At 71.6% G+C, this 18,476-nt stretch carries 17 protein-coding genes; 12 read left to right on the plus strand and 5 right to left on the minus strand.

The window, feature by feature from the left end; genetic code table 11:
- Positions 1-92: 92 nt before the first annotated feature.
- Positions 93-824: a hypothetical protein gene (locus tag ACGFZF_RS10440; protein ID WP_393553709.1), complete on the minus strand. Its 732-nt coding sequence runs from the start codon at positions 822-824 to the stop codon at positions 93-95.
- A 661-nt stretch (positions 825-1,485) separates the two neighbouring features.
- Between ACGFZF_RS10440 and gcl the strand changes: the two genes are divergently transcribed.
- A complete protein-coding gene (gene gcl, locus ACGFZF_RS10445) occupies positions 1,486-3,273 on the plus strand; it encodes a glyoxylate carboligase (protein WP_393552982.1) in 1,788 nt (595 codons plus the stop codon).
- A gap of 39 nt (positions 3,274-3,312) precedes the next feature.
- Here gcl and ACGFZF_RS10450 read toward each other — a convergent pair whose 3' ends face one another.
- Entirely contained in the window at positions 3,313-4,332 is a 1,020-nt protein-coding gene (locus ACGFZF_RS10450; RefSeq protein WP_393552984.1) for a transcriptional regulator, read from the minus strand.
- A 62-nt stretch (positions 4,333-4,394) separates the two neighbouring features.
- On the opposite strand from ACGFZF_RS10450, the gene ACGFZF_RS10455 reads away from it, so the two are divergent.
- The gene (locus ACGFZF_RS10455; RefSeq protein ID WP_393552986.1) at positions 4,395-5,642 is read left to right on the plus strand and encodes an MFS transporter; all 1,248 of its coding nucleotides are present in this window, start codon (positions 4,395-4,397) and stop codon (positions 5,640-5,642) included.
- Positions 5,643-5,970: 328 nt separating this feature from the next.
- Here the strand turns inward: ACGFZF_RS10455 and ACGFZF_RS10460 are convergent, their stop codons facing one another.
- The 3 genes from ACGFZF_RS10460 to ACGFZF_RS10470 form a co-directional block, all read right to left on the minus strand.
- On the minus strand, positions 5,971-7,428 hold the full coding sequence (locus ACGFZF_RS10460) for a catalase (RefSeq protein ID WP_393552988.1): 1,458 nt from the start codon (positions 7,426-7,428) through the stop codon (positions 5,971-5,973).
- Between the two features lie 167 nt (positions 7,429-7,595).
- Positions 7,596-8,510 carry a 2-hydroxy-3-oxopropionate reductase gene (locus ACGFZF_RS10465; protein ID WP_393552990.1) on the minus strand — a complete coding sequence of 305 codons (915 nt, stop codon included), beginning with the start codon at positions 8,508-8,510 and terminating at the stop codon, positions 7,596-7,598.
- Positions 8,511-8,545: 35 nt separating this feature from the next.
- Positions 8,546-9,379 (minus strand): TIM barrel protein, encoded by an 834-nt coding sequence (locus ACGFZF_RS10470; RefSeq protein WP_393552992.1) that lies wholly within the window; start codon positions 9,377-9,379, stop codon positions 8,546-8,548.
- A gap of 141 nt (positions 9,380-9,520) precedes the next feature.
- Between ACGFZF_RS10470 and ACGFZF_RS10475 the strand changes: the two genes are divergently transcribed.
- From ACGFZF_RS10475 to ACGFZF_RS10520, 10 genes are all read left to right on the plus strand, one after another.
- Entirely contained in the window at positions 9,521-9,772 is a 252-nt protein-coding gene (locus ACGFZF_RS10475) for a thiamine-binding protein (RefSeq protein ID WP_147980675.1), read from the plus strand.
- Positions 9,773-9,828: 56 nt separating this feature from the next.
- The gene (locus ACGFZF_RS10480; RefSeq protein WP_261992394.1) at positions 9,829-10,167 is read left to right on the plus strand and encodes a helix-turn-helix domain-containing protein; all 339 of its coding nucleotides are present in this window, start codon (positions 9,829-9,831) and stop codon (positions 10,165-10,167) included.
- A gap of 155 nt (positions 10,168-10,322) precedes the next feature.
- Complete coding sequence (gene uraD, locus ACGFZF_RS10485) at positions 10,323-10,838, plus strand: 2-oxo-4-hydroxy-4-carboxy-5-ureidoimidazoline decarboxylase (RefSeq protein ID WP_393552994.1); 516 nt, start codon at positions 10,323-10,325, stop codon at positions 10,836-10,838.
- Entirely contained in the window at positions 10,835-11,224 is a 390-nt protein-coding gene (gene uraH, locus ACGFZF_RS10490) for a hydroxyisourate hydrolase (RefSeq protein WP_393552996.1), read from the plus strand. Before uraD ends, uraH begins: the two co-directional genes overlap by 4 nt.
- A 5-nt stretch (positions 11,225-11,229) precedes the next feature.
- Entirely contained in the window at positions 11,230-12,153 is a 924-nt protein-coding gene (gene pucL / locus ACGFZF_RS10495; protein WP_393552998.1) for a factor-independent urate hydroxylase, read from the plus strand.
- Positions 12,154-12,224: 71 nt separating this feature from the next.
- Positions 12,225-13,625, plus strand: a complete 1,401-nt coding sequence (locus ACGFZF_RS10500) for a nucleobase:cation symporter-2 family protein (RefSeq protein ID WP_393553000.1) — start codon at positions 12,225-12,227, stop codon at positions 13,623-13,625.
- Between the two features lie 48 nt (positions 13,626-13,673).
- Positions 13,674-15,062: an 8-oxoguanine deaminase gene (locus tag ACGFZF_RS10505; RefSeq protein WP_356775546.1), complete on the plus strand. Its 1,389-nt coding sequence runs from the start codon at positions 13,674-13,676 to the stop codon at positions 15,060-15,062.
- Between the two features lie 297 nt (positions 15,063-15,359).
- Positions 15,360-16,811 (plus strand): nucleobase:cation symporter-2 family protein, encoded by a 1,452-nt coding sequence (locus ACGFZF_RS10510; RefSeq protein ID WP_393553003.1) that lies wholly within the window; start codon positions 15,360-15,362, stop codon positions 16,809-16,811.
- Positions 16,812-16,947: 136 nt separating this feature from the next.
- On the plus strand, positions 16,948-17,802 hold the full coding sequence (locus ACGFZF_RS10515) for an aspartate/glutamate racemase family protein (protein ID WP_393553005.1): 855 nt from the start codon (positions 16,948-16,950) through the stop codon (positions 17,800-17,802).
- A 23-nt stretch (positions 17,803-17,825) separates the two neighbouring features.
- Positions 17,826-18,446 carry an SMI1/KNR4 family protein gene (locus ACGFZF_RS10520; protein ID WP_393553007.1) on the plus strand — a complete coding sequence of 207 codons (621 nt, stop codon included), beginning with the start codon at positions 17,826-17,828 and terminating at the stop codon, positions 18,444-18,446.
- Positions 18,447-18,476: the final 30 nt, after the last annotated feature.

Here is an 18,476-nt window from a genome sequence, read left to right on the forward strand (position 1 = left end):
TCGGCATGGCTCCGCCATGCCTCTCTCCTCCGCCTTGGATCCGAAGCCCCAGGACACCGCTCACTCGTCCGGCCTGATCGACAAGACACCCCCTACGCCCCGGAGGCCAGGTCGCCCGCCGGGCCGTTGACCGGTTGCGGTGCGCCGGTGAGGTCGAGGACGAAGAGCGGGATCCCGAGCTCGTCGGCGCGGGAGCGTGCCTCCGGGGTGTAGCCGGCGAGCGAGAAGAAGACGCTCACGGCCGAGGCGCTGAGACCGTTCAGCCACAGGCACTCCACGGCGCGGAGCGCGGCCGGCCGGGTGCTCGGATCGACCTGGGCCACCAGGCCGGGTGCCCGCAGGTCGACGCCGTCGGCGACCCGTTCCTCGGGCTGGACGACGTCGCGGAAGCCGAGCCAGCGCAGGTACCCGGCGGACGCGGCGACCGCGTCCCGGGCCGTGCGGATGGTCATGGGCCGGAACGGCGACCGGGGCGGCGGCGAAACCGGTGCGGTCGGAGGCGACGGGATGTGCGCCGGGTAGCGCTCGGCGAAGGGGCGCTGACCGCCGCCGGCCGCGCGGGCCGCGGCACGGTGTCCCGCCCCGTGAGCGGTGTGCGCCTCGGCGTCGCCCCGCGTCCCGTCGTCGTCAGGACCGGTCGGCGGCTCCGGAGCCGGTGCGTCGGCCCGCTCCGGGCCCCGCTCCGGATCGGGGCCCCCGGGCGGGTCCGCGGCACGGGGTGGTGAGGCGTACGGGTCCGGGGCGGTGCCGGCGACCGGCTCGGCGGACGTCGGCAGGGCGTCCGCATCCGTCCCGGGCGCCTCCTCCCGGCCGGCGGCGGCCACGACCGGCCCCGGCTCCACCCACGGGTGGCTCCCCGGGCCCTCGTCGCCGTCCCCGGCGGTGTGCGCGTCCTGGCCGGTGTGGGCGCCCCCGTCCGTGTCGGTGACGCCGGGACGGACCACGTGTCCGCCGGAGCCGGGGCCCGCCTCCGTGCCGAGTCCGGCGGGCCGTCCCGCGGTGCCTGCCGCCCCCGTGGCCCGCACCGGCACCCGCAGGACCGTGCCGCAGACGCATCCCAGTTCCGGGTGCGGCCACTCGTCCTGGCGGCCGCAGGCGGCGCAGGGCACCACGACCCACTCGTCCGACCAGTTGCGGTGCGTGATCGCCACACCGGTCTCGCCCGCGACCAGCGAGGGCGTGACCGGGGCGCCGCAGGCGCACGGGAAGGCGGGCGCGGCGAACGCGTGCGTCCGCAGACACCGCGGGCAGCGCACCGGTACCGACTCACCCACTTCGAACCCCCTGTCGTTCGACTCCATCGTCCACCAATCCGCCACCGGCGGGGACGGAGTTCGGCCAACGTCCCTCCTCACTCCCTTGACGGTCCTTGTCGCCCCGACTTACATTGCTTCCACATAGCAGAACATTACTTCCGCAATACGGAATCGAAGCCACGAGACGGTGGCCCACCCGACTCCGCCTGGCTGAAGCAGGAGCCCTCCCATGCCCCGTATGACCGCCGCCGCAGCGGCCGTTGAGATCCTCAAGCGCGAAGGCGTCACCAACGCGTTCGGCGTGCCCGGCGCGGCCATCAACCCCTTCTACCGAGAGCTCAAGAACGTCGGCGGCATCAGCCACACGCTCGCCCGACACGTCGAGGGCGCCTCGCACATGGCCGAGGGGTACACCCGTGCCAAGGCGGGCAACATCGGTGTCTGCATCGGCACCTCCGGGCCGGCCGGCACCGACATGATCACCGGCCTGTACTCGGCGATCGCGGACTCGATCCCGATCCTGTGCATCACCGGCCAGGCCCCGGTCTCGAAGCTCCACAAGGAGGACTTCCAGGCCGTCGACATCGCCACCATCGCCAAGCCGGTCACCAAGGCCGCCACGACGGTCCTGGAGGCCGCCCAGGTCCCGGGCGTCTTCCAGCAGGCCTTCCACCTGATGCGCTCCGGCCGTCCCGGCCCGGTCCTCATCGACCTCCCGATCGACGTCCAGCTGACCGAGATCGAGTTCGACCCGGAGACCTACGAGCCGCTGCCGGTCTACAAGCCGCGGGCCACCCGGGCCCAGGCCGAGAAGGCGATCCGCTTCCTGCTGGAGTCCGAGCGCCCGCTGATCGTCGCCGGCGGCGGCATCATCAACGCCGACGCCTCCGACCTGCTGGTCGAGTTCGCCGAGCTGACCGGAATCCCGGTCATCTCCACCCTCATGGGCTGGGGCGTCATCCCGGACGACCACGAGCTGGCCGCCGGCATGGTCGGCGTCCAGACCGCGCACCGCTACGGCAACGCGACCTTCCTGGAGTCGGACTTCGTCCTCGGCATCGGCAACCGCTGGGCCAACCGCCACACCGGTTACAACATGGACGCGTACACCAAGGGCCGGAAGTTCGTCCACGTCGACGTCGAGCCCACGCAGATCGGCAAGATCTTCGCCCCGGACTTCGGCATCGCCTCCGACGCCAAGGCCGCCCTCGAGCTCTTCGTCGAGATCGCCGAGGAGCTCAAGGCCGCGGGCACGCTGCCGGACTTCTCCGCCTGGGCCGCCTCCGCGCAGGAGCGCAAGGCCACCCTCCAGCGCCGGACGCACTTCGACGCCATCCCGATGAAGCCGCAGCGCGTCTACGAGGAGATGAACCGGGCCTTCGGTCCCGAGACCCGCTACGTCACCACCATCGGCCTGTCCCAGATCGCCGCGGCGCAGTTCCTGCACGTCTACAAGCCGCGCCACTGGATCAACTGCGGCCAGGCCGGCCCGCTCGGCTGGACCATCCCGGCCGCGATCGGCGCCGCCACGGCCGACCCGGAGACCCCGGTCGTCGCACTCTCCGGCGACTACGACTTCCAGTTCATGATCGAGGAGCTGGCCGTCGCCGCCCAGCACAAGGTCCCCTACGTCCACGTCCTCGTGAACAACGCCTACCTGGGCCTGATCCGTCAGGCGCAGGGCGGCCTGGGCATCAACTTCGAGGTCAACCTCGAGTTCGAGAACATCAACACCCCGGAGATCGGCGTCTACGGCGTCGACCACGTCAAGGTCGCCGAGGGCCTGGGCGTCAAGGCCATCCGCGTCACCGACCCGGACCGGCTGGGCGAGGCGCTGGAGCAGGCCAAGAAGCTGGCCCAGGAGTTCCGGGTCCCGGTCGTCGTCGAGGCGATCCTGGAGCGCATCACCAACATCGCGATGAGCAAGACGGTCGACATGAGCGACGTCACCGAGTTCGAGGAGCTCGCCACGGAGCCCGGCCACGCGCCGACGGCGATCAGGCCCCTCAAGGTCTGACCCGCCGACCCGTGACACCCGGCCCGCGCGGTCCGGACGTCACGGCGAAGGACCGGCCCCCGCCCGCAGAGCACCCGGGCGGGGGCCGTCCTGCGCCCGCACCAGGGCGCGCCCCGCCTCGGTCCAGTCGTAGAGGACGGATCGGCCCGCCCGCCGCCGTCGCACCAGCCGTGCGTCGAGCAGCACCTTCAGATGCCGTCCCACCGAACCCAGCCCCTGACCCGTCAGCGCCACCAACTGGCTGGTGGAGGTGGGGGTTCCGAGCCGTACGAGCACGCCGGCGCGTGCCGTCCCGAGCAGCGCGCCGAGCGCCTGCGGGACGACCGGTCCCTCGGTGTCCGCGAGAGCGCCCGTGCACGGGTACACGATCGCGTAGCGCTCGGTGCCCTCCCAGGAGACCCATCCGTGCCCCGGCGTCACCGGAACGAGCAGCAGCCGCGCCCCGTCGATCGACCGCGGCGGATAGTCACGGGCGTTGACCTGGAGGCGTCCGTCACCGAGCCAGCGCGTCCGGCCGGGGGCGAGCTCGTCGAGCGCCGCCGCCCAGCCGCCCCGGCTCAGGCGCGCCGTGCGCGCCACCACGTCCGCCTCCATGACCTGCCGGCGCCGCCGCCAGGTCGGCCGCACCGTCTCCTGCCACACCCAGCGGAGCACCGCGGCCAGCCGCTCCGGCAGGTCGGGCGCCGAGCGCAGCGGCTCGGGCACCGGCCTGCCCAGGGAGACCGCGAGCTGCTCGACGGCGGCGGCCGGCGGCGTCGAACGGACCGCCTCCAGCTCCTGCTCGAAGGACGGCGCATCGCCCTCGCCGCGCGGCGTGGGGGTGAGGAAGTCGGCGTTCCAGGTCGGTCCGAGCGCGGCCCGGACGAGCCGGGCGTCGACCGGGTCGGCCGCCAACCGCGCACGGTACGGGCCGAGGTGCGCGGCCAGCCATTCCCGCTCGCCCGGGTGCGCCGCCGACGCGTGCTCCAGCGTCTTGAGCGCGGCGACGGTCTCGGCCAGCGGCGAGATCACGAACCTGCCGCCCGCGAGCGAGTCCGCGTCGATCCGCCACCAGCCCATGTCTCTTTCGCCTCCCCGCGAAACGATATCCACCCGGGCGGGCCTCTCGGAGACTCCGGCGCATGCGCAGTTACCGCGAGCTGTTCCGCACGCCCGAGTTCACCCCGCTCTTCCTCACCGCCTCCGTCCAGGTGGCCGCCCAGACGGTCGGCGGGCTGGGGCTCGCCACCCTCGTCTTCCGGTCGACGGGGTCCCCTTTCCTGTCCTCACTGGCCCTGTTCGGCCCCGCGCTCGCCCAGCTGGCCGGCGCCGCGACCCTGCTGTCGGCGGCCGACCGGCTACCGCCCCGCACCGCCCTCGCCGGTTCGGCGCTCCTCTTCGCGCTCGCCACCCTGCTCCAGGCCGTGCCCGGCCTGCCACTGGGGGCGGCCTTCGGGATCCTGCTCCTGCAGGGCCTGGTCGGCTCGGTGGCCGGCGGCGTCCGCTACGGCCTGCTCGACGAGATCCTCGACCGCGAGGGGTACGTGCTCGGCCGTTCCGTCCTCAACATGGCGGTCGGACTCTGCCAGATCGGCGGCTTCGCCTGCGGCGGCCTGCTGATCGCGCTGCTCTCCCCGCGCGGCACCCTCCTGGTGAGCGCGGCGCTCCACCTCGCCGCGGTCCTCACCGCCCGGCTGGGACTCGCCCGGCGGGCCCCGCGCGCGGCCGGCCGCGCCTCGGTCGCCGAGACGTGGCGGACCAACGCGCGCCTGTGGTCCCCGCGTCCACGCCGGCACGTGTACCTCGCCCTGTGGATCCCCAACGGGCTGATCGTCGGCTGCGAGTCGCTCTTCGTCCCGTACGCCCCCGAGCGGGCCGGCCTGCTCTTCGCCTGCGGCGCGCTCGGGATGCTCGCCGGGGACACCGCCGTCGGCCGTCTCGCGCCGGCGGCCCGGCGCGGCCGGCTGGCCCATCCGCTGCAGCTGCTGCTGGCGGCTCCGTTCCTGCTCTTCGCCGCCGACCCCGGCCTGCCGGTTGCCGTCGCGGCGGTGACGGTCTCCGCCGTCGGATACAGCGCCTCCCTGCTCTTCCAGGAGCGGCTGATGGCCCTGGCCCCGGACGAACCGGCCGGTCACACGCTGGGGTTGCACGCCTCGGGCATGCTCGCCTTCCAGGGACTGAGCGCGGCGCTGGCCGGCGCCGTCGCCGAGTTCACCGGGCCGGGACCGGCGATGGCGGTGCTCGCCGCGGGTTCGCTCACGGCCAGTGCCGCACTCGCCCTCACCGGGCGGCCGACGAGCGGACCGCGACCGGCTTCCCGGACGGCCCCGCGGCGCACCGCCCGAGCGTCTCGGCGCAGCACGAGAAGAGCGCGGAACCAGGGACCGTAAACCTGGTTCCGCGCTCTCGTCTGAGGTCCGCCCGACGGTGCGAGGCTGGCGCGACAGGACGTTCGCGCCGCCGGGCGGAGTTTCGAGGGTTTTCCCCTGAGGGGGCGTTGGGACCGCGGCGGTGGGCGACGGACGGGCCGGGCGTGTCCCCTTCCTTCAGGTCAGGAAGGGGAGCCGGTCGTCCTTACCACCGCACTGGCTCGCTCGCCGCCGCGGTCCTCACGCTTGTCCGTACCGCCTGCCACCCCTCATCCGGGCCGGCGGTCCGGACGGCGCACGGCACCTGACCTCCCGTCATGTGCCGTACGCGGTCTGGTTGCCGATGAGATCAGTCCTCGCGCAGGGCGCGGACCGCCTCCTCGACGCGCTTGCCGTAGTCCGCGTCCGCGGCGGCGAAGTGCGCGATGTTCCGCTCGATCACGTCCTCGCGGGAGACCTGGGACAGGCCGCCGGCGATGTTGGCGATCAGACGGCCCTTCTCGTCCTCCGACATCAGGCGGTAGAGCTCACCGGCCTGGAAGAAGTGGTCGTCCTTGACGTGCTCGGGCGCGGCGTGGGTGCCGGTCCAGCCGTGGACGGCGAGCGGCGCGGAGAGCGCCTCGTCCGTCTGGGCCGGGCCCCGGTACGAGTTGGGCTCGTAGTTCTTGTCGTGGCGCGAGCCCTGGCGGGTGGCCATGAGGCCGTCGCGGCCGTAGTTCTCGGCGACGGTCGCCTTCGGGGCGTTCACCGGCAGCTGGGTGTGGTTGACGCCGAGGCGGTAGCGGTGGGCGTCCGCGTAGGCGAAGAGGCGGCCCTGGAGCATCTTGTCCGGCGAGGGGCCGATGCCCGGGACGAAGTTGTTCGGGGAGAACGCGGCCTGCTCGACCTCGGCGAAGACGTTGTCCGGGTTCCGGTCGAGGACCAGGCGGCCGACCCGCTGGAGCGGGTAGTCGGCGTGCGGCCACACCTTGGTGAGGTCGAACGGGTTGAAGCGGTAGTCCGCGGCCTCGGCGGCCGGCATGACCTGGACGTACAGGGTCCACGACGGGTTCACACCGCGCTCGATGGCCTGGAGCAGGTCGGTCTGGTGCGAGTTGGCGTCCTGGCCGACGAGCTCGGCGGCCTGGTCGGCGGACAGGGAGCGGATGCCCTGGTTCGTCTTGAAGTGGTACTTGACGAAGAAGGCCTCGCCCGCCTCGTTGGTCCACTGGTAGGTGTGCGAGCCGTAGCCGTTCATGTGACGGTACGAGGCGGGGATGCCGCGGTCGCCCATCAGCCAGGTGATCTGGTGCGTCGCCTCGGGGGCGTGCGCCCAGAAGTCCCAGACGTTGTCCGGCTCCTGCTTGCCCGTGAAGGGGTCGCGCTTCTGCGAGTGGATGAAGTCGGGGAACTTGATCGGGTCCTTGATGAAGAACACCGGGGTGTTGTTGCCGACGAGGTCGTAGTTGCCCTCCTCGGTGTAGAACTTCAGCGCGAAACCGCGCGGGTCGCGGACGGCGTCCGCGCCGCCGAGCGAGTCGGCCACGGTCGAGAAGCGGATGAACGTCTCGGTCCGCTTGCCGACCGCGGAGAGGAAGTCGGCCTTCGTGAAGCCGGTGACGTCGTCGGTCACCTCGAAGTAGCCGTACGCGCCGGAGCCGCGGGCGTGGACCACGCGCTCCGGGATGCGCTCACGGTTGAAGCGCGCCAGCTTCTCCAGCAGGTGCTGGTCCTGAAGCAGGAGGGGGCCACCGACGCCGGCGGTGGCGGAGTTCTGGTTGTCGGCGACAGGGGCGCCGGACTCGGTCGTGAGCACGCGCTTCGACATCGTGACCTTCCGTACGGGAGCTGCACTGCTGGGGGTGCTCTGGAGCGTAGGTACGCCCCCGAGCAACGTCAACAGTTTGTTGAAATTGAGGTGTGGTGTTCCGGACGGCGGCGACGCCTGGGCGCGACAGGACAGGTGTCAGCGCCGCCGCCGTCCGGAGATCTGGGTCAGACCTGCCGGCCGGAGAGGCGCTCGACGGCGCGCAGCAGGGCCGAGTGGTCCAGGCCGCCGTCGCCCTGCGCACGCAGGGAGGAGACGAGCTGGGCGACGACGGCACCGACCGGGAGGGCCGCGCCGACGTTGCGGGCGGCGTCGGTGACGATGCCCATGTCCTTGTGGTGGAGGTCGATCCGGAAGCCGGGCTTGAAGTCCCGGTTCAGGAAGTTGTCCTTCTTGCGGGTCAGCACCGTGGAGCCGGCCAGGCCGCCGTTGAGGACGTCCAGGGCGGCCCGGAGGTTCACGCCGGACTTCTCGAGGAAGACGACGGCCTCGGCGCACGCCTGGATGTTGACCGCCACGATCAGCTGGTTGGCGGCCTTCACCGTCTGGCCGGAGCCGTGCGGACCGCACAGGACGATGGTCTTGCCCAGCGCCTCGAGGATCGGCAGGGCCGCGTCGAAGTCGGCCTGCTCGCCGCCCACCATGATCGACAGGACGGCCTCGATGGCGCCGGCCTCGCCGCCGGACACCGGGGCGTCCAGGACGCGCAGGCCCTTCTCGGCGGCGCGCTTCGCCAGGTCCACCGAGGTCTGCGGGGTGATCGACGACATGTCGACGATCAGCGCGCCGGACTTCGCGTTCTCCAGGATGCCCTCGGGGCCGTAGGAGATCGCCTCGACCTGCGGAGAGGCGGGCACCATCGTGACGATGACGTCGGCGTCGGCGACGGCCTCGGCGATCGACGCGGCGGCCGTGCCGCCCGCCGCCGTGAGGCGGTCCAGCTTGTCCTGCTCCAGCGTGAAGCCGGTGACGGAGTAGCCCGCCTTGATCAGGTTCTCGGACATGGGGGAGCCCATGATGCCGAGGCCGATCCACGCGATCGCAGGGCGGGTGGGGAGGGAGGAATCGGCAAGGTTGCTCATGAGGTGCCTCTCGAAAACAGGTGGTACGGGGAGGGTCAGCGGGCCGCGCGGGCCTCGGCGGGGAGCCAGGCGAAGGAGGCGGCGGCGTCGGCGGCCTTGTACTCCAGGCCGACCCAGCCGTCGTAGCCGGCCTTCCTCAGCTCGTCGAGGAGCTGCTCCAGCGGCAGGTCGCCGGTGCCCGGCGCGCCGCGGCCCGGGTTGTCCGCGATCTGGACGTGGCCGGTCCGGTCGGCGTACCGCGCGATGACCTCGCCGACGTCCTCGCCGTTCATCGACAGGTGGTAGATGTCGAGGAGGAACTTGGCGTTGCCCAGCCCCGTGGCCGCGTTGACCTTGTCGACGACCTCGATCGCGGAGGGGGCGCTCACCAGCGGGTAGAGCGGCGACTCCGGCTTGTTGAGGGTCTCGATCAGCAGGATCGCGCCGATCCGGTCCGCCGCGCGGGCGGCCAGGACCAGGTTCTCCAGGGCGAGGGTGTCCTGGATCTGCGGGTCGACGCCCTCCACGCGGTTGCCGTAGAGCGCGTTGAGCGCCCTGCAGCCGACCGAGGCGGCGAAGTCGGCCGCCACCTCGATGTTGGCGCGGAAGCGGTCGGACTCCTCGCCGGGCACGGAGAGCGCGCCGCGGTCCGGTCCGGGCAGCTGCCCGGCGTAGAAGTTCAGGCCCACCAGCTGGGTGCCGGCGTCGTCCAGAGCCTTCTTGAGAGCGTCGAGCTCACTCTGGTCGGGGGTGGCGGTGTCGATCCAGGGCCACCACAGCTCGACCGCGGTGAAGCCCGCCGCGGCGGCGGCCGCGGGGCGCTCCAGGAGCGGGAGTTCCGTGAAGAGGATCGACAGGTTCACATCGAAGCGCTGGTCCGTGTATCCCATGAGGGGCGGCGCTCCTTCCGTATTGCGGAAGTAAGTTTCTGTCTGACGGAATGCTGCAAGTCGAGCCGCCCACTTGTCAAGGGGGCCCGGCAGGTCAGGGGCTGCCGTCGGCCGGTTCCCGGCCAGTAGCGTGGGGGCATGGTGCGTTTGAGAGTGGAGTTCACGACCGAGCCGTTCGACCTGGACGAGGCGCCGGCGCACGCGGTCGTGGCTCGTGAGGTCATCCAGGCGGCCGAGCTGGACGCCGTGGACGTCGGCCCGTTCGGCAACACGGCGGAGGGCGGTGCGGACGAGGTGCTGACCGCCGTCGACGCGCTGCTGCGCAGATCCCTGGCGGCGGGTGCCACCCGTGTCTCGCTCCAGGTCAACGTGATCGGAGAGGGTGGGAAGTGACCGAGCTCCCCCTGGACCACCCCCTGGTCGCCGCGGTGAAGCCGCTGGTCGACGCGATGGGTGCGGAGATACTGGGACCCGAGCAGGCCGGGACCGACGACGTGGTCCTCGCCTGGGAGGGCGAGGACGTCATCGCCGTACGGCTGCCCCAGCTGTCCGAATCCCTGGACCACATCCTGGCCGCGATGGAGCGGCGGCACGGGATGCCGTTGTCGGAGCTGGACCGCAAGACCAAGCAGGAGGCGGTGCGGATGCTGGAGGCACGCGGTGCCTTCTCGGTGCGGCACGGAGTGGAGACGGTGGCCGGGGCGCTGGGTGTCAGCCGCTTCACCGTGTACAACTACCTGAACAGGGAGACCGCCCTGAACAGGGAAAAGGCTGCCGGGAACGGCTAGTTGATCATGATGGGCCACAAGCCGTCGTCCGGATGTCGGGACGACGGCTTTTGTGTGGCCGACTTTTCAACAAAGTGTTGACGTTGTGTTGCGGAGGGCGTTAGCTATCCGCAGCCCGTCCGACGCACAGCGAAAAACAGCCACGGAGGCTTCCCGTGACTTCAGGTACGACACCGGGCCTCACCCGGTTCAACACCTCGGCGGACGGCGACGCCGTCGCCGCACTCCACGAGGTGTGCTCCAGTTCGGCGTGGGGGAGCAAGCTGCTCGCCCAGCGCCCGTACGCCACCGCCGACGACCTCTTCCTCGCCAGTGACGCCGCCACGGCCGAGCTGACCGCCGAGGACCTGGCCGAGGCGATGGCGGGCCACCCGCCGATCGGTCGTCCGAAGGCAGGGGACCCGACCTCCTCCCGCGAGCAGAGCGGGATGGCCGGCGCCTCCGAGGCACTCAAGGCCGAGATGCTCGAACTGAACCTGGCCTACCAGGAGAAGTTCGGGCACGTCTTCCTGATCTGCGCCACCGGCAGGACCGGGGAGCAGATGCGCGACGCGGTCCGGGAACGGATCGGGAACTCGCCCGAACGGGAGCGGGAGATCGTCCGCACCGAACTGGGCAGGATCAACCGCATCCGCCTGACCCGACTCGTAGAGGAAGAGAGCCCCGCATGAGCACCGACACCACCGCATCGGTGTCCACCCACATCCTGGACACCAGCGTCGGCCGCCCGGCCGAGGGCGTGGCCGTCACGCTCGCGGCCCGCGGCGGATCCGACGCCGCCTGGGTCGCGCTCGGCGGCTCGGCCACCGACGCGGACGGGCGTTGCAAGGACCTGCCGGCGCTGCCGGAGGGAACGACCCACGTACGTCTCGACTTCGAGACCGAGACGTACTTCTCCAAGAAGCAAGCCGAGGCGCAGCAGGACGCCCCCCGCGTAAGGGACAGCGGTGCGTTCTTCCCGGAGGTGGCGATCACGTTCGCCGTCACGCCGGGCGAGCACTACCACGTACCGCTGCTGCTCAACCCGTTCGGCTACTCCGTTTACCGAGGGAGCTAGCAGACATGCCCACGATTCTCGGCCAGAACCAGTACGGCAAAGCAGAGAACCGCGTCGTCAAGATCACGCGGGACGGCGACACCCACCACATCAAGGACCTGAACGTCTCCGTCGCCCTCTCCGGCGACCTCGACGACGTCCACCTCTCGGGCTCCAACGCCCACTGCCTTCCCACCGACACCACCAAGAACACCGTATTCGCCTTCGCCAAGGAGTACGGGATCGAGTCGGCCGAGCAGTTCGGCATCCACCTGGCCCGGCACTTCGTGTCCAGCCAGGAGCCCATCCACCGGGCCCGGATCCGGATCGAGGAGTACTCCTGGGAGCGCATCGCCTCCTCGGACTCCAACTCCCGGTTCATCGGCTCGGACGAGGTCAACCACTCCTTCGCCCGCAAGGGCCAGGAGACCCGCGTCACCCAGATCACCTATGACGGCGAGAAGTGGGAGGTCATCTCCGGCCTCAAGGACCTCGTCGTGATGAACTCCACCAACTCGGAGTTCTGGGGCTACATCAAGGACAAGTACACGACGCTGCAGGAGGCGTACGACCGCATCCTGGCCACCCAGGTCTCCGGCCGGTGGCGGTTCAACTGGACCGACGACGAGCAGCGGATGCCCAACTGGGAGAAGTCCTACGCCGAGACGAAGAAGCACATGCTGCAGGCCTTCGCCGAGACGTACTCCCTCTCGCTGCAGCAGACGCTCTACCAGATGGCCTCGCGGATCATCAACCACCGTTCGGAGATCGACGAGGTCCGCTTCTCGCTCCCGAACAAGCACCACTTCCTCGTCGACCTGGAGCCCTTCGGGCTCAAGAACGACAACGAGGTGTACTACGCCGCCGACCGCATGTACGGCCTCATCGAGGCCACGGTGCTGCGTGACGGAGCCACGGCGCACATCCCGGTCGACATGACCAACCTCTAAGCGGCCCTGTGTGGCCGCCCCCGCCCGCCCGCAGTCGGGCGGGGGCCGCCACCAGACCGGAGGGAACCTCCATGGCACAGCCTGCATCGGGGCCGGCATCAGCCGAAGGCCCGTGTTCCACCCCGCAGGGGTCCTCGGTCCACCCCGTGGACGAGAAGCTCCCCGCCGCGCGGCTCGTACCCGCCGCGCTCCAGCACATCGCCGCCATGTACGCGGGAGTCGTCACCCCTCCGCTCATCATCGGCCAGGCGGTGGGCCTCGACGCCGCCGGAATGACCCGGCTCATCGCCGCGAGCCTGCTCATCGCCGGCTGCGCCACCATCCTGCAGACCATCGGCGCGGGTCGCTTCGCCGGCAACCGGCTGCCCTTCGTCAACGCCGCCTCCTCCGCCGGCATCGCCCCCATGCTGGCGATCGCCGAGACCAGCGCCCCCGGGCACCGACTCCCCGCCATCTACGGCGCGGTGATGGTCGCCGGTGTCTTCTGCCTCGCCGTCGGCCCCTTCTTCGGCCGACTGCTCCGGTTCTTCCCCCCGCTCGTCACCGGCGTCGTGATCACCCTCATCGGGGTCACCCTGATGCCCGTGCCGGTGAGCTGGGCCCAGGGCGGCGACAGCGGCGCCGCCGACTTCGGCGCCATGCGGCACCTGGCTCTCGCGGCCTTCACGCTCGTGGTCATCCTGCTCTTCCAGCGCTTCGGCAAGGGCTTCGTCAAACAGATCGCCCTGCTGCTCGGCCTGTTCCTCGGCACCCTCGCCGCCGTCCCCTTCGGCATGGCCGACTTCGGCACGCTCAGCGAGGCACCGGTGGCCGCGCTGCCCACGCCGTTCGCCTTCGGCGCGCCGGAGTTCCAGCCCGCCGCCATCCTGTCCCTGTGCATCGTGATGCTGGTCCTGATGACCGAGTCCAGCGCCGGCATGCTCGCCCTCGGCGAGATCTGCGACCGCCGCAGCGACGGACGGACCATCACCCGCGGCCTGCGCACCGACGGCATCGCCACCCTCCTCGGCCCCGTCTTCGGCGGCTTCCCGACCTCGGCCTTCGCCCAGAACGTCGGCGTCGTCTCGCTGACCCGGGTCCGCTCCCGCTACGTCGTCGCCGCCGCCGGCGGCGCGCTCCTCGTCCTCGGCGCCTTCCCCGTCCTCGGAGCGGTCGTCTCGACCGTCCCCATGCCGGTCCTCGGCGGCGCCGGCATCGTCCTCTTCGGCTCGATCGCGGTCAGCGGCATCCGCACGCTGTCCGAGGCGGGCCTCGACGACAGCTCCAACATCATCCTGGTGGCCGTCGCGCTCGGCGCGGGCATCATCCCGCTCGCCGCACCCACCTTCTACGCCGACTTCCCGGCCTGGGCGCAGACCGTGCTCGGCTCAGGAATCAGCGCGGGCGCGCTCGTCGCCGTCCTGCTCAACCTGTTCTTCCACCACCTCGGCACCCGGAGCCGCCACACGGCCCCGGCACTCAAATCCTCCTAGGGTCCTGCCGTGCCCACACCACTTAAGAGGAATGAAGGAACCACCGCCATGGCAGCACCTTCGGCACCCCAGCGCATCGTCATCGAGAACTGTGCGATCGCCACCGTGGACGCCGACGACACCGAGTACGCCTCCGGGCACCTCGTCGTCGCAGGCAACCGGATCGAGTCCATCGGCGCCGGCAAGGCGCCGGCGGGTCTGGAGAACGTGGTCCGCCGGATCGACGCCACCGGTCACCTGGTGACGCCCGGTCTGGTCAACACCCACCACCACTTCTACCAGTGGATCACCCGGGGCCTGGCCACCGACCACAACCTCTTCAACTGGCTGGTCGCCCTCTACCCGACCTGGGCCCGCATCGACGAGGCCATGGTCCGCGTCGCCGCCCAGGGCTCGCTGGCGATGATGGCCCGCGGCGGCGTCACCACCGCCATGGACCACCACTACGTCTACCCGAAGGGCTCCGGTGACCTGTCCGGCGCCATCATCGGGGCCGCCTCCGACATGGGCGTGCGCTTCACCCTCGCCCGCGGCTCGATGGACCGCAGCGAGAAGGACGGCGGCCTGCCGCCGGACTTCGCCGTCGAGACCACCGAGGGCGCGCTCGCCGCGACCGAGGAGACGGTGCGGAAGTACCACGACGCCTCGTTCGACGCGATGACCCAGGTCGCCGTCGCCCCCTGCTCCCCCTTCTCCATCTCCACCGAGCTCCTGCGGGAGGGCGCGGCGCTCGGCCGTCGCCTCGGCGTACGGATGCACACGCACGGCTCGGAGACCGTGGAGGAGGAGAAGTTCTGCCACGAGCTCTTCGGCATGGGACCCACCGACTACTTCGAGTCGACCGGCTTCCTCGGTGAGGACGTGTGGATGGCGCACTGCGTCCACATGAACGACTCCGACATCGCCGCCTTCGCCCGGACGAAGACCGGTGTGGCGCACTGCCCCTCCTCCAACGCGCGCCTCGCCGCCGGCATCGCCCGGGTCCCCGACATGCTGAAGGCGGGCGTCCCGGTCGGCCTCGGTGTCGACGGCACGGCCTCCAACGAGTCGGGCGAACTGCACACCGAACTGCGCAACGCGCTCCTCATCAACCGCCTCGGCGCGCACCGTGAGGCCGCGCTGAACGCCCGTCAGGCCCTGCGCCTCGGAACGTACGGCGGCGCCCAGGTCCTCGGCCGGGCCGACTCGATCGGCTCGCTGGAGGCCGGCAAGCTCGCCGACCTCGTCCTCTGGAAGATCGACGGTCTCGGCCACTCCTCGATCGCCGACCCGGTCACCGCGATCGTGTTCGGAGCGGCGGCCCCGGTGACGGCCTCGTTCGTCAACGGCAGGCAGATCGTCGAGAACAACCGTCTCCTCTTCGCGGACGAAGAGGCGATCGCGCGCGACGCGCGCGCGGAGGCGCAGCGCCTGGCCCGTATCGCGGCCCAGGGCTGACCCTCCCCATGGAGTCCGACCGAGGGGGACGGCCCTCGGTCGGGTCGCCGCGGACCCGAGCGGGGTTCGCGGCAGCCGGACGGGGGGTGCCGTGCACGACGTACGGCACCCCCCGGAAGGTGAGAAGAGGTTCCTCCTCCCGGAACACCCGGCCCGGCGCCCCCACGCCGAGCCACCGCACCCCCCTCCGCACATCCTCATGAGCCGCACACCGTGAGCCGCACGAACTGCACCCCTTTGCACCACCTCCCTGACATCCGCGTCACCGCCGACGCGTAACCGACCGGAGGAACCGCCGTGGCCGCCAAGCCCAGGTTTCGCAATGATGCCCACGATGCAAGCGCCGCCGACTCCGAGGACCGGAAGCATCCGGTCGACGAGACGCTGCCGCCCCTGAAGATGTTCACCAGCGGCCTCCAGCACGTGGCCGCCATGTACGCGGGCGTGGTGGCCCCGCCCCTGATCGTCGGAGCCGCCGTCGGGCTCTCCGGCACCGAACTGACCTTCCTCACCGGAGCCAGCCTCTTCACCGCCGGACTCGCCACCTTCCTCCAGACGCTCGGCGTCTGGAAGATCGGCGCCCGGCTGCCGTTCGTCAACGGCGTCACCTTCGCCGGCGTCGCGCCGATGCTCGCCATCGTCGACACCACCGACGACAAGGCCGACGCGCTGCCGATCATCTTCGGCGCGATCATCGTCGCGGGCGTCCTCGGATTCGTCGCCGCCCCGTACTTCTCCAAACTGGTCCGCTTCTTCCCGCCCGTCGTCACCGGCACCGTGATCACCCTCATCGGCGTCTCGCTGCTGCCGGTCGCCTTCGGCTGGGCCCAGGGGCCCGACCCTTCGGCCGAGGACTACGGTTCCACCACCTTCCTGACCCTCGCCGCGATCACCCTCGTGGTGGTCCTGGTCCTGCGGCGCTTCACCCGCGGCTTCCTCAAGCAGGTGGCCGTCCTCGTCGGCCTGGTCATCGGCACGCTCATAGCCATCCCGTTCGGCGTCACGGACTTCAGTCCGGTCACCGAGGCGTCCGTCGTCGGGTTCCCGAGCCCGTTCCACTTCGGCGCACCGCAGTTCGCGGTGGCCGCGATCGTCTCGATGTGCGTGGTCATGCTGGTCTCGATGACCGAGTCGACCGCCGACATGCTGGCCCTCGGCGAGATCGTCGAGCGGCCGGCCGACGAGAAGACCATCGCGGCCGGACTGCGCGCCGACACCCTCGGCTCGGCCCTCAGCCCGTTCTTCAACGGCTTCATGTGCAGCGCCTTCGCCCAGAACATCGGGCTGGTCGCGATGACGAGGATCCGCAGCCGCTTCGTGGTCGCCTGCGGTGGCGGCTTCCTGGTCCTGATGGGCCTGTCGCCCGTGGCCGCCTCGCTGATCTCCGTCGTGCCGCGGCCGGTGCTGGGCGGCGCGGGCGTCGTCCTCTTCGGCTCCGTCGCCGCCAGCGGCATCCAGACCCTCGTCAAGGCGGGTCTGGAGAAGGACAACAACGTGCTGATCGTGGCGGTCTCGCTGGCCGTCGGCATCATCCCGATCACGGAGCCGGAGTTCTACCACGCCTTCCCGGAGACCGCGAAGATCATCCTGGACTCGGGCATCTCGACCGGCTGTGTCGCGGCGGTCCTGCTGAACCTGGTCTTCAACCACCTCGGCAGGGGCCGGGACGAGGACACGGTCACCGCGCCGATGGAGCCGGGCGAGGAGATCTCCGGCGCCCGCACCGCGAAGGCGGCGCACGTGCACTGAACGACGCACCGCCCCTGACACGGCCCACCCCGGTCCCCGCGCCCGCCGCGGGGACCGGTGGCGTGCGCGGGGAAGGAGCGGGCAGTCGAGGAGTGGTGACGGAGGGCCGGCGTCCGAGGAATGCGGGGTGGCAGAGGTGGCAGGGACTGTCGAGGAGCGCGGGTGGGGTGGGAAGGGCCGCGCGCCGGCCACCGTGGGCACCGGCGCCGCGGCGCCCACCGGGACCGTGCCCGTGCGGGAGATGGTCCCCGCCGTGCCCGGGCGGCTCCGCGCATCCGCCGGGCGCGACGGCCGCGGGGCGCCGGCGGTCGTGCTGATCAACCCCAACACCGCGGTGGACACGACCGCGACGATGGCCGCGATCGCCCGCAGGACCCTGGGGCCGGGCGTGGGAGTCCGCGGTGTCACCGTGGCACGGGGGCCGCGCATGCTCACCGATCCGGCCGCCCTGCGGGCCGCCGCCGCGGAGGTCGCCACTGCGGGTCGCCGGGCCCTGGCCGAGGGCCGGTGCCGTGCGCTGCTGGTGGCCGCCTTCGGCGATCCGGGCGTGGCGGAACTGCGGAGCCTGGCCCTGCACGCCGCGGGAGGGCCCGTGCCGGTCGTCGGCATCGGCGAGGCCGCGCTCCTGGAAGCCGCCGCGTCCGGGCGGCCGTTCGGCATCGCCACCACCACGCCCCTGCTCGCCGGTCCCGTCGTCGAGCGGGTCGCCGCACTCGGGCTCGCGGACCGGTTCACCGGTCTGCGCCTGACCGAGGGAGACCCCGAACAGCTCGCCGCCCGGCCGGAGTCGCTGCACGAGGCCCTGGCCGGAGCGGTCCGTGCCTGCGTCGCACTGGACGGGGCCCGGGCCGTCGTCATCGGCGGCGGCCCGCTCGGCGAGGCCGCGGAGGTCCTGCGGGCCCGGTTCGAGACGCCGGTGATCGCCCCGATCCCGGCCGCCTGCCGCAGGATCGCGCGGCTCCTGGGGCAGGACCCCGGTGCCCGCAGATGATCATCGATGTCTAGGCTGGCCGGATGACGACCGACTGGGCCGCCGAGTACCGGCGCCTGCTGCAGGGGCACCGGTACGACGCGGGGGGCCGGACCACGGAGCGGTACCGGGAGGAGCCCCCGCCGCCGCTGACCCCCGCGGAGGTGTGCGAGGCGGAGGAGGAGCTGGGGATCACGTTCCCCGAGGACTACCGGGACCACCTGCTCCGGCGCAGCGCCGGCGGCCGGATCAACCGCCTCCGCCGCGACGCGGCGGGCTGGGGCTGGCACGGGGACTCCGACACCAACTACGGCCTGCTCTCCGCGGACTTCCCCCACCCCGACTCCTACCGTGCCTACGAGGACGGCCTCGACGACCGTGAGCCGCTGGAGGAGCAGTTCGCGGACCAGGAGGCCTTCCGGCGGGCGTGGCAGGACTGGGACGACGAGTACGGGGTGCACCAGGAACGCAAGACGGCGGGGGCCGTGTACATCCAGGAGCACGGCTGCGGCTTCAGTACCCTGCTCGTCGTCACCGGCCCGCACCGGGGCACGATGTGGTTCGACGGCCGGGCCACCTGCGACCTGATCCTCCCGCTGCTCCTGAACGGCGAGCCGGTGTCGTTCGCGGAGTGGATCGACCGGCCTTCCATGACCCCCTGGTGAGCCGGGCGGGGCGGTGCACCTCCCCGCCCC

It is taken from the genome of Streptomyces sp. NPDC048338 (assembly GCF_043201055.1).
Classification (GTDB): Bacteria; Actinomycetota; Actinomycetes; order Streptomycetales; family Streptomycetaceae; genus Streptomyces.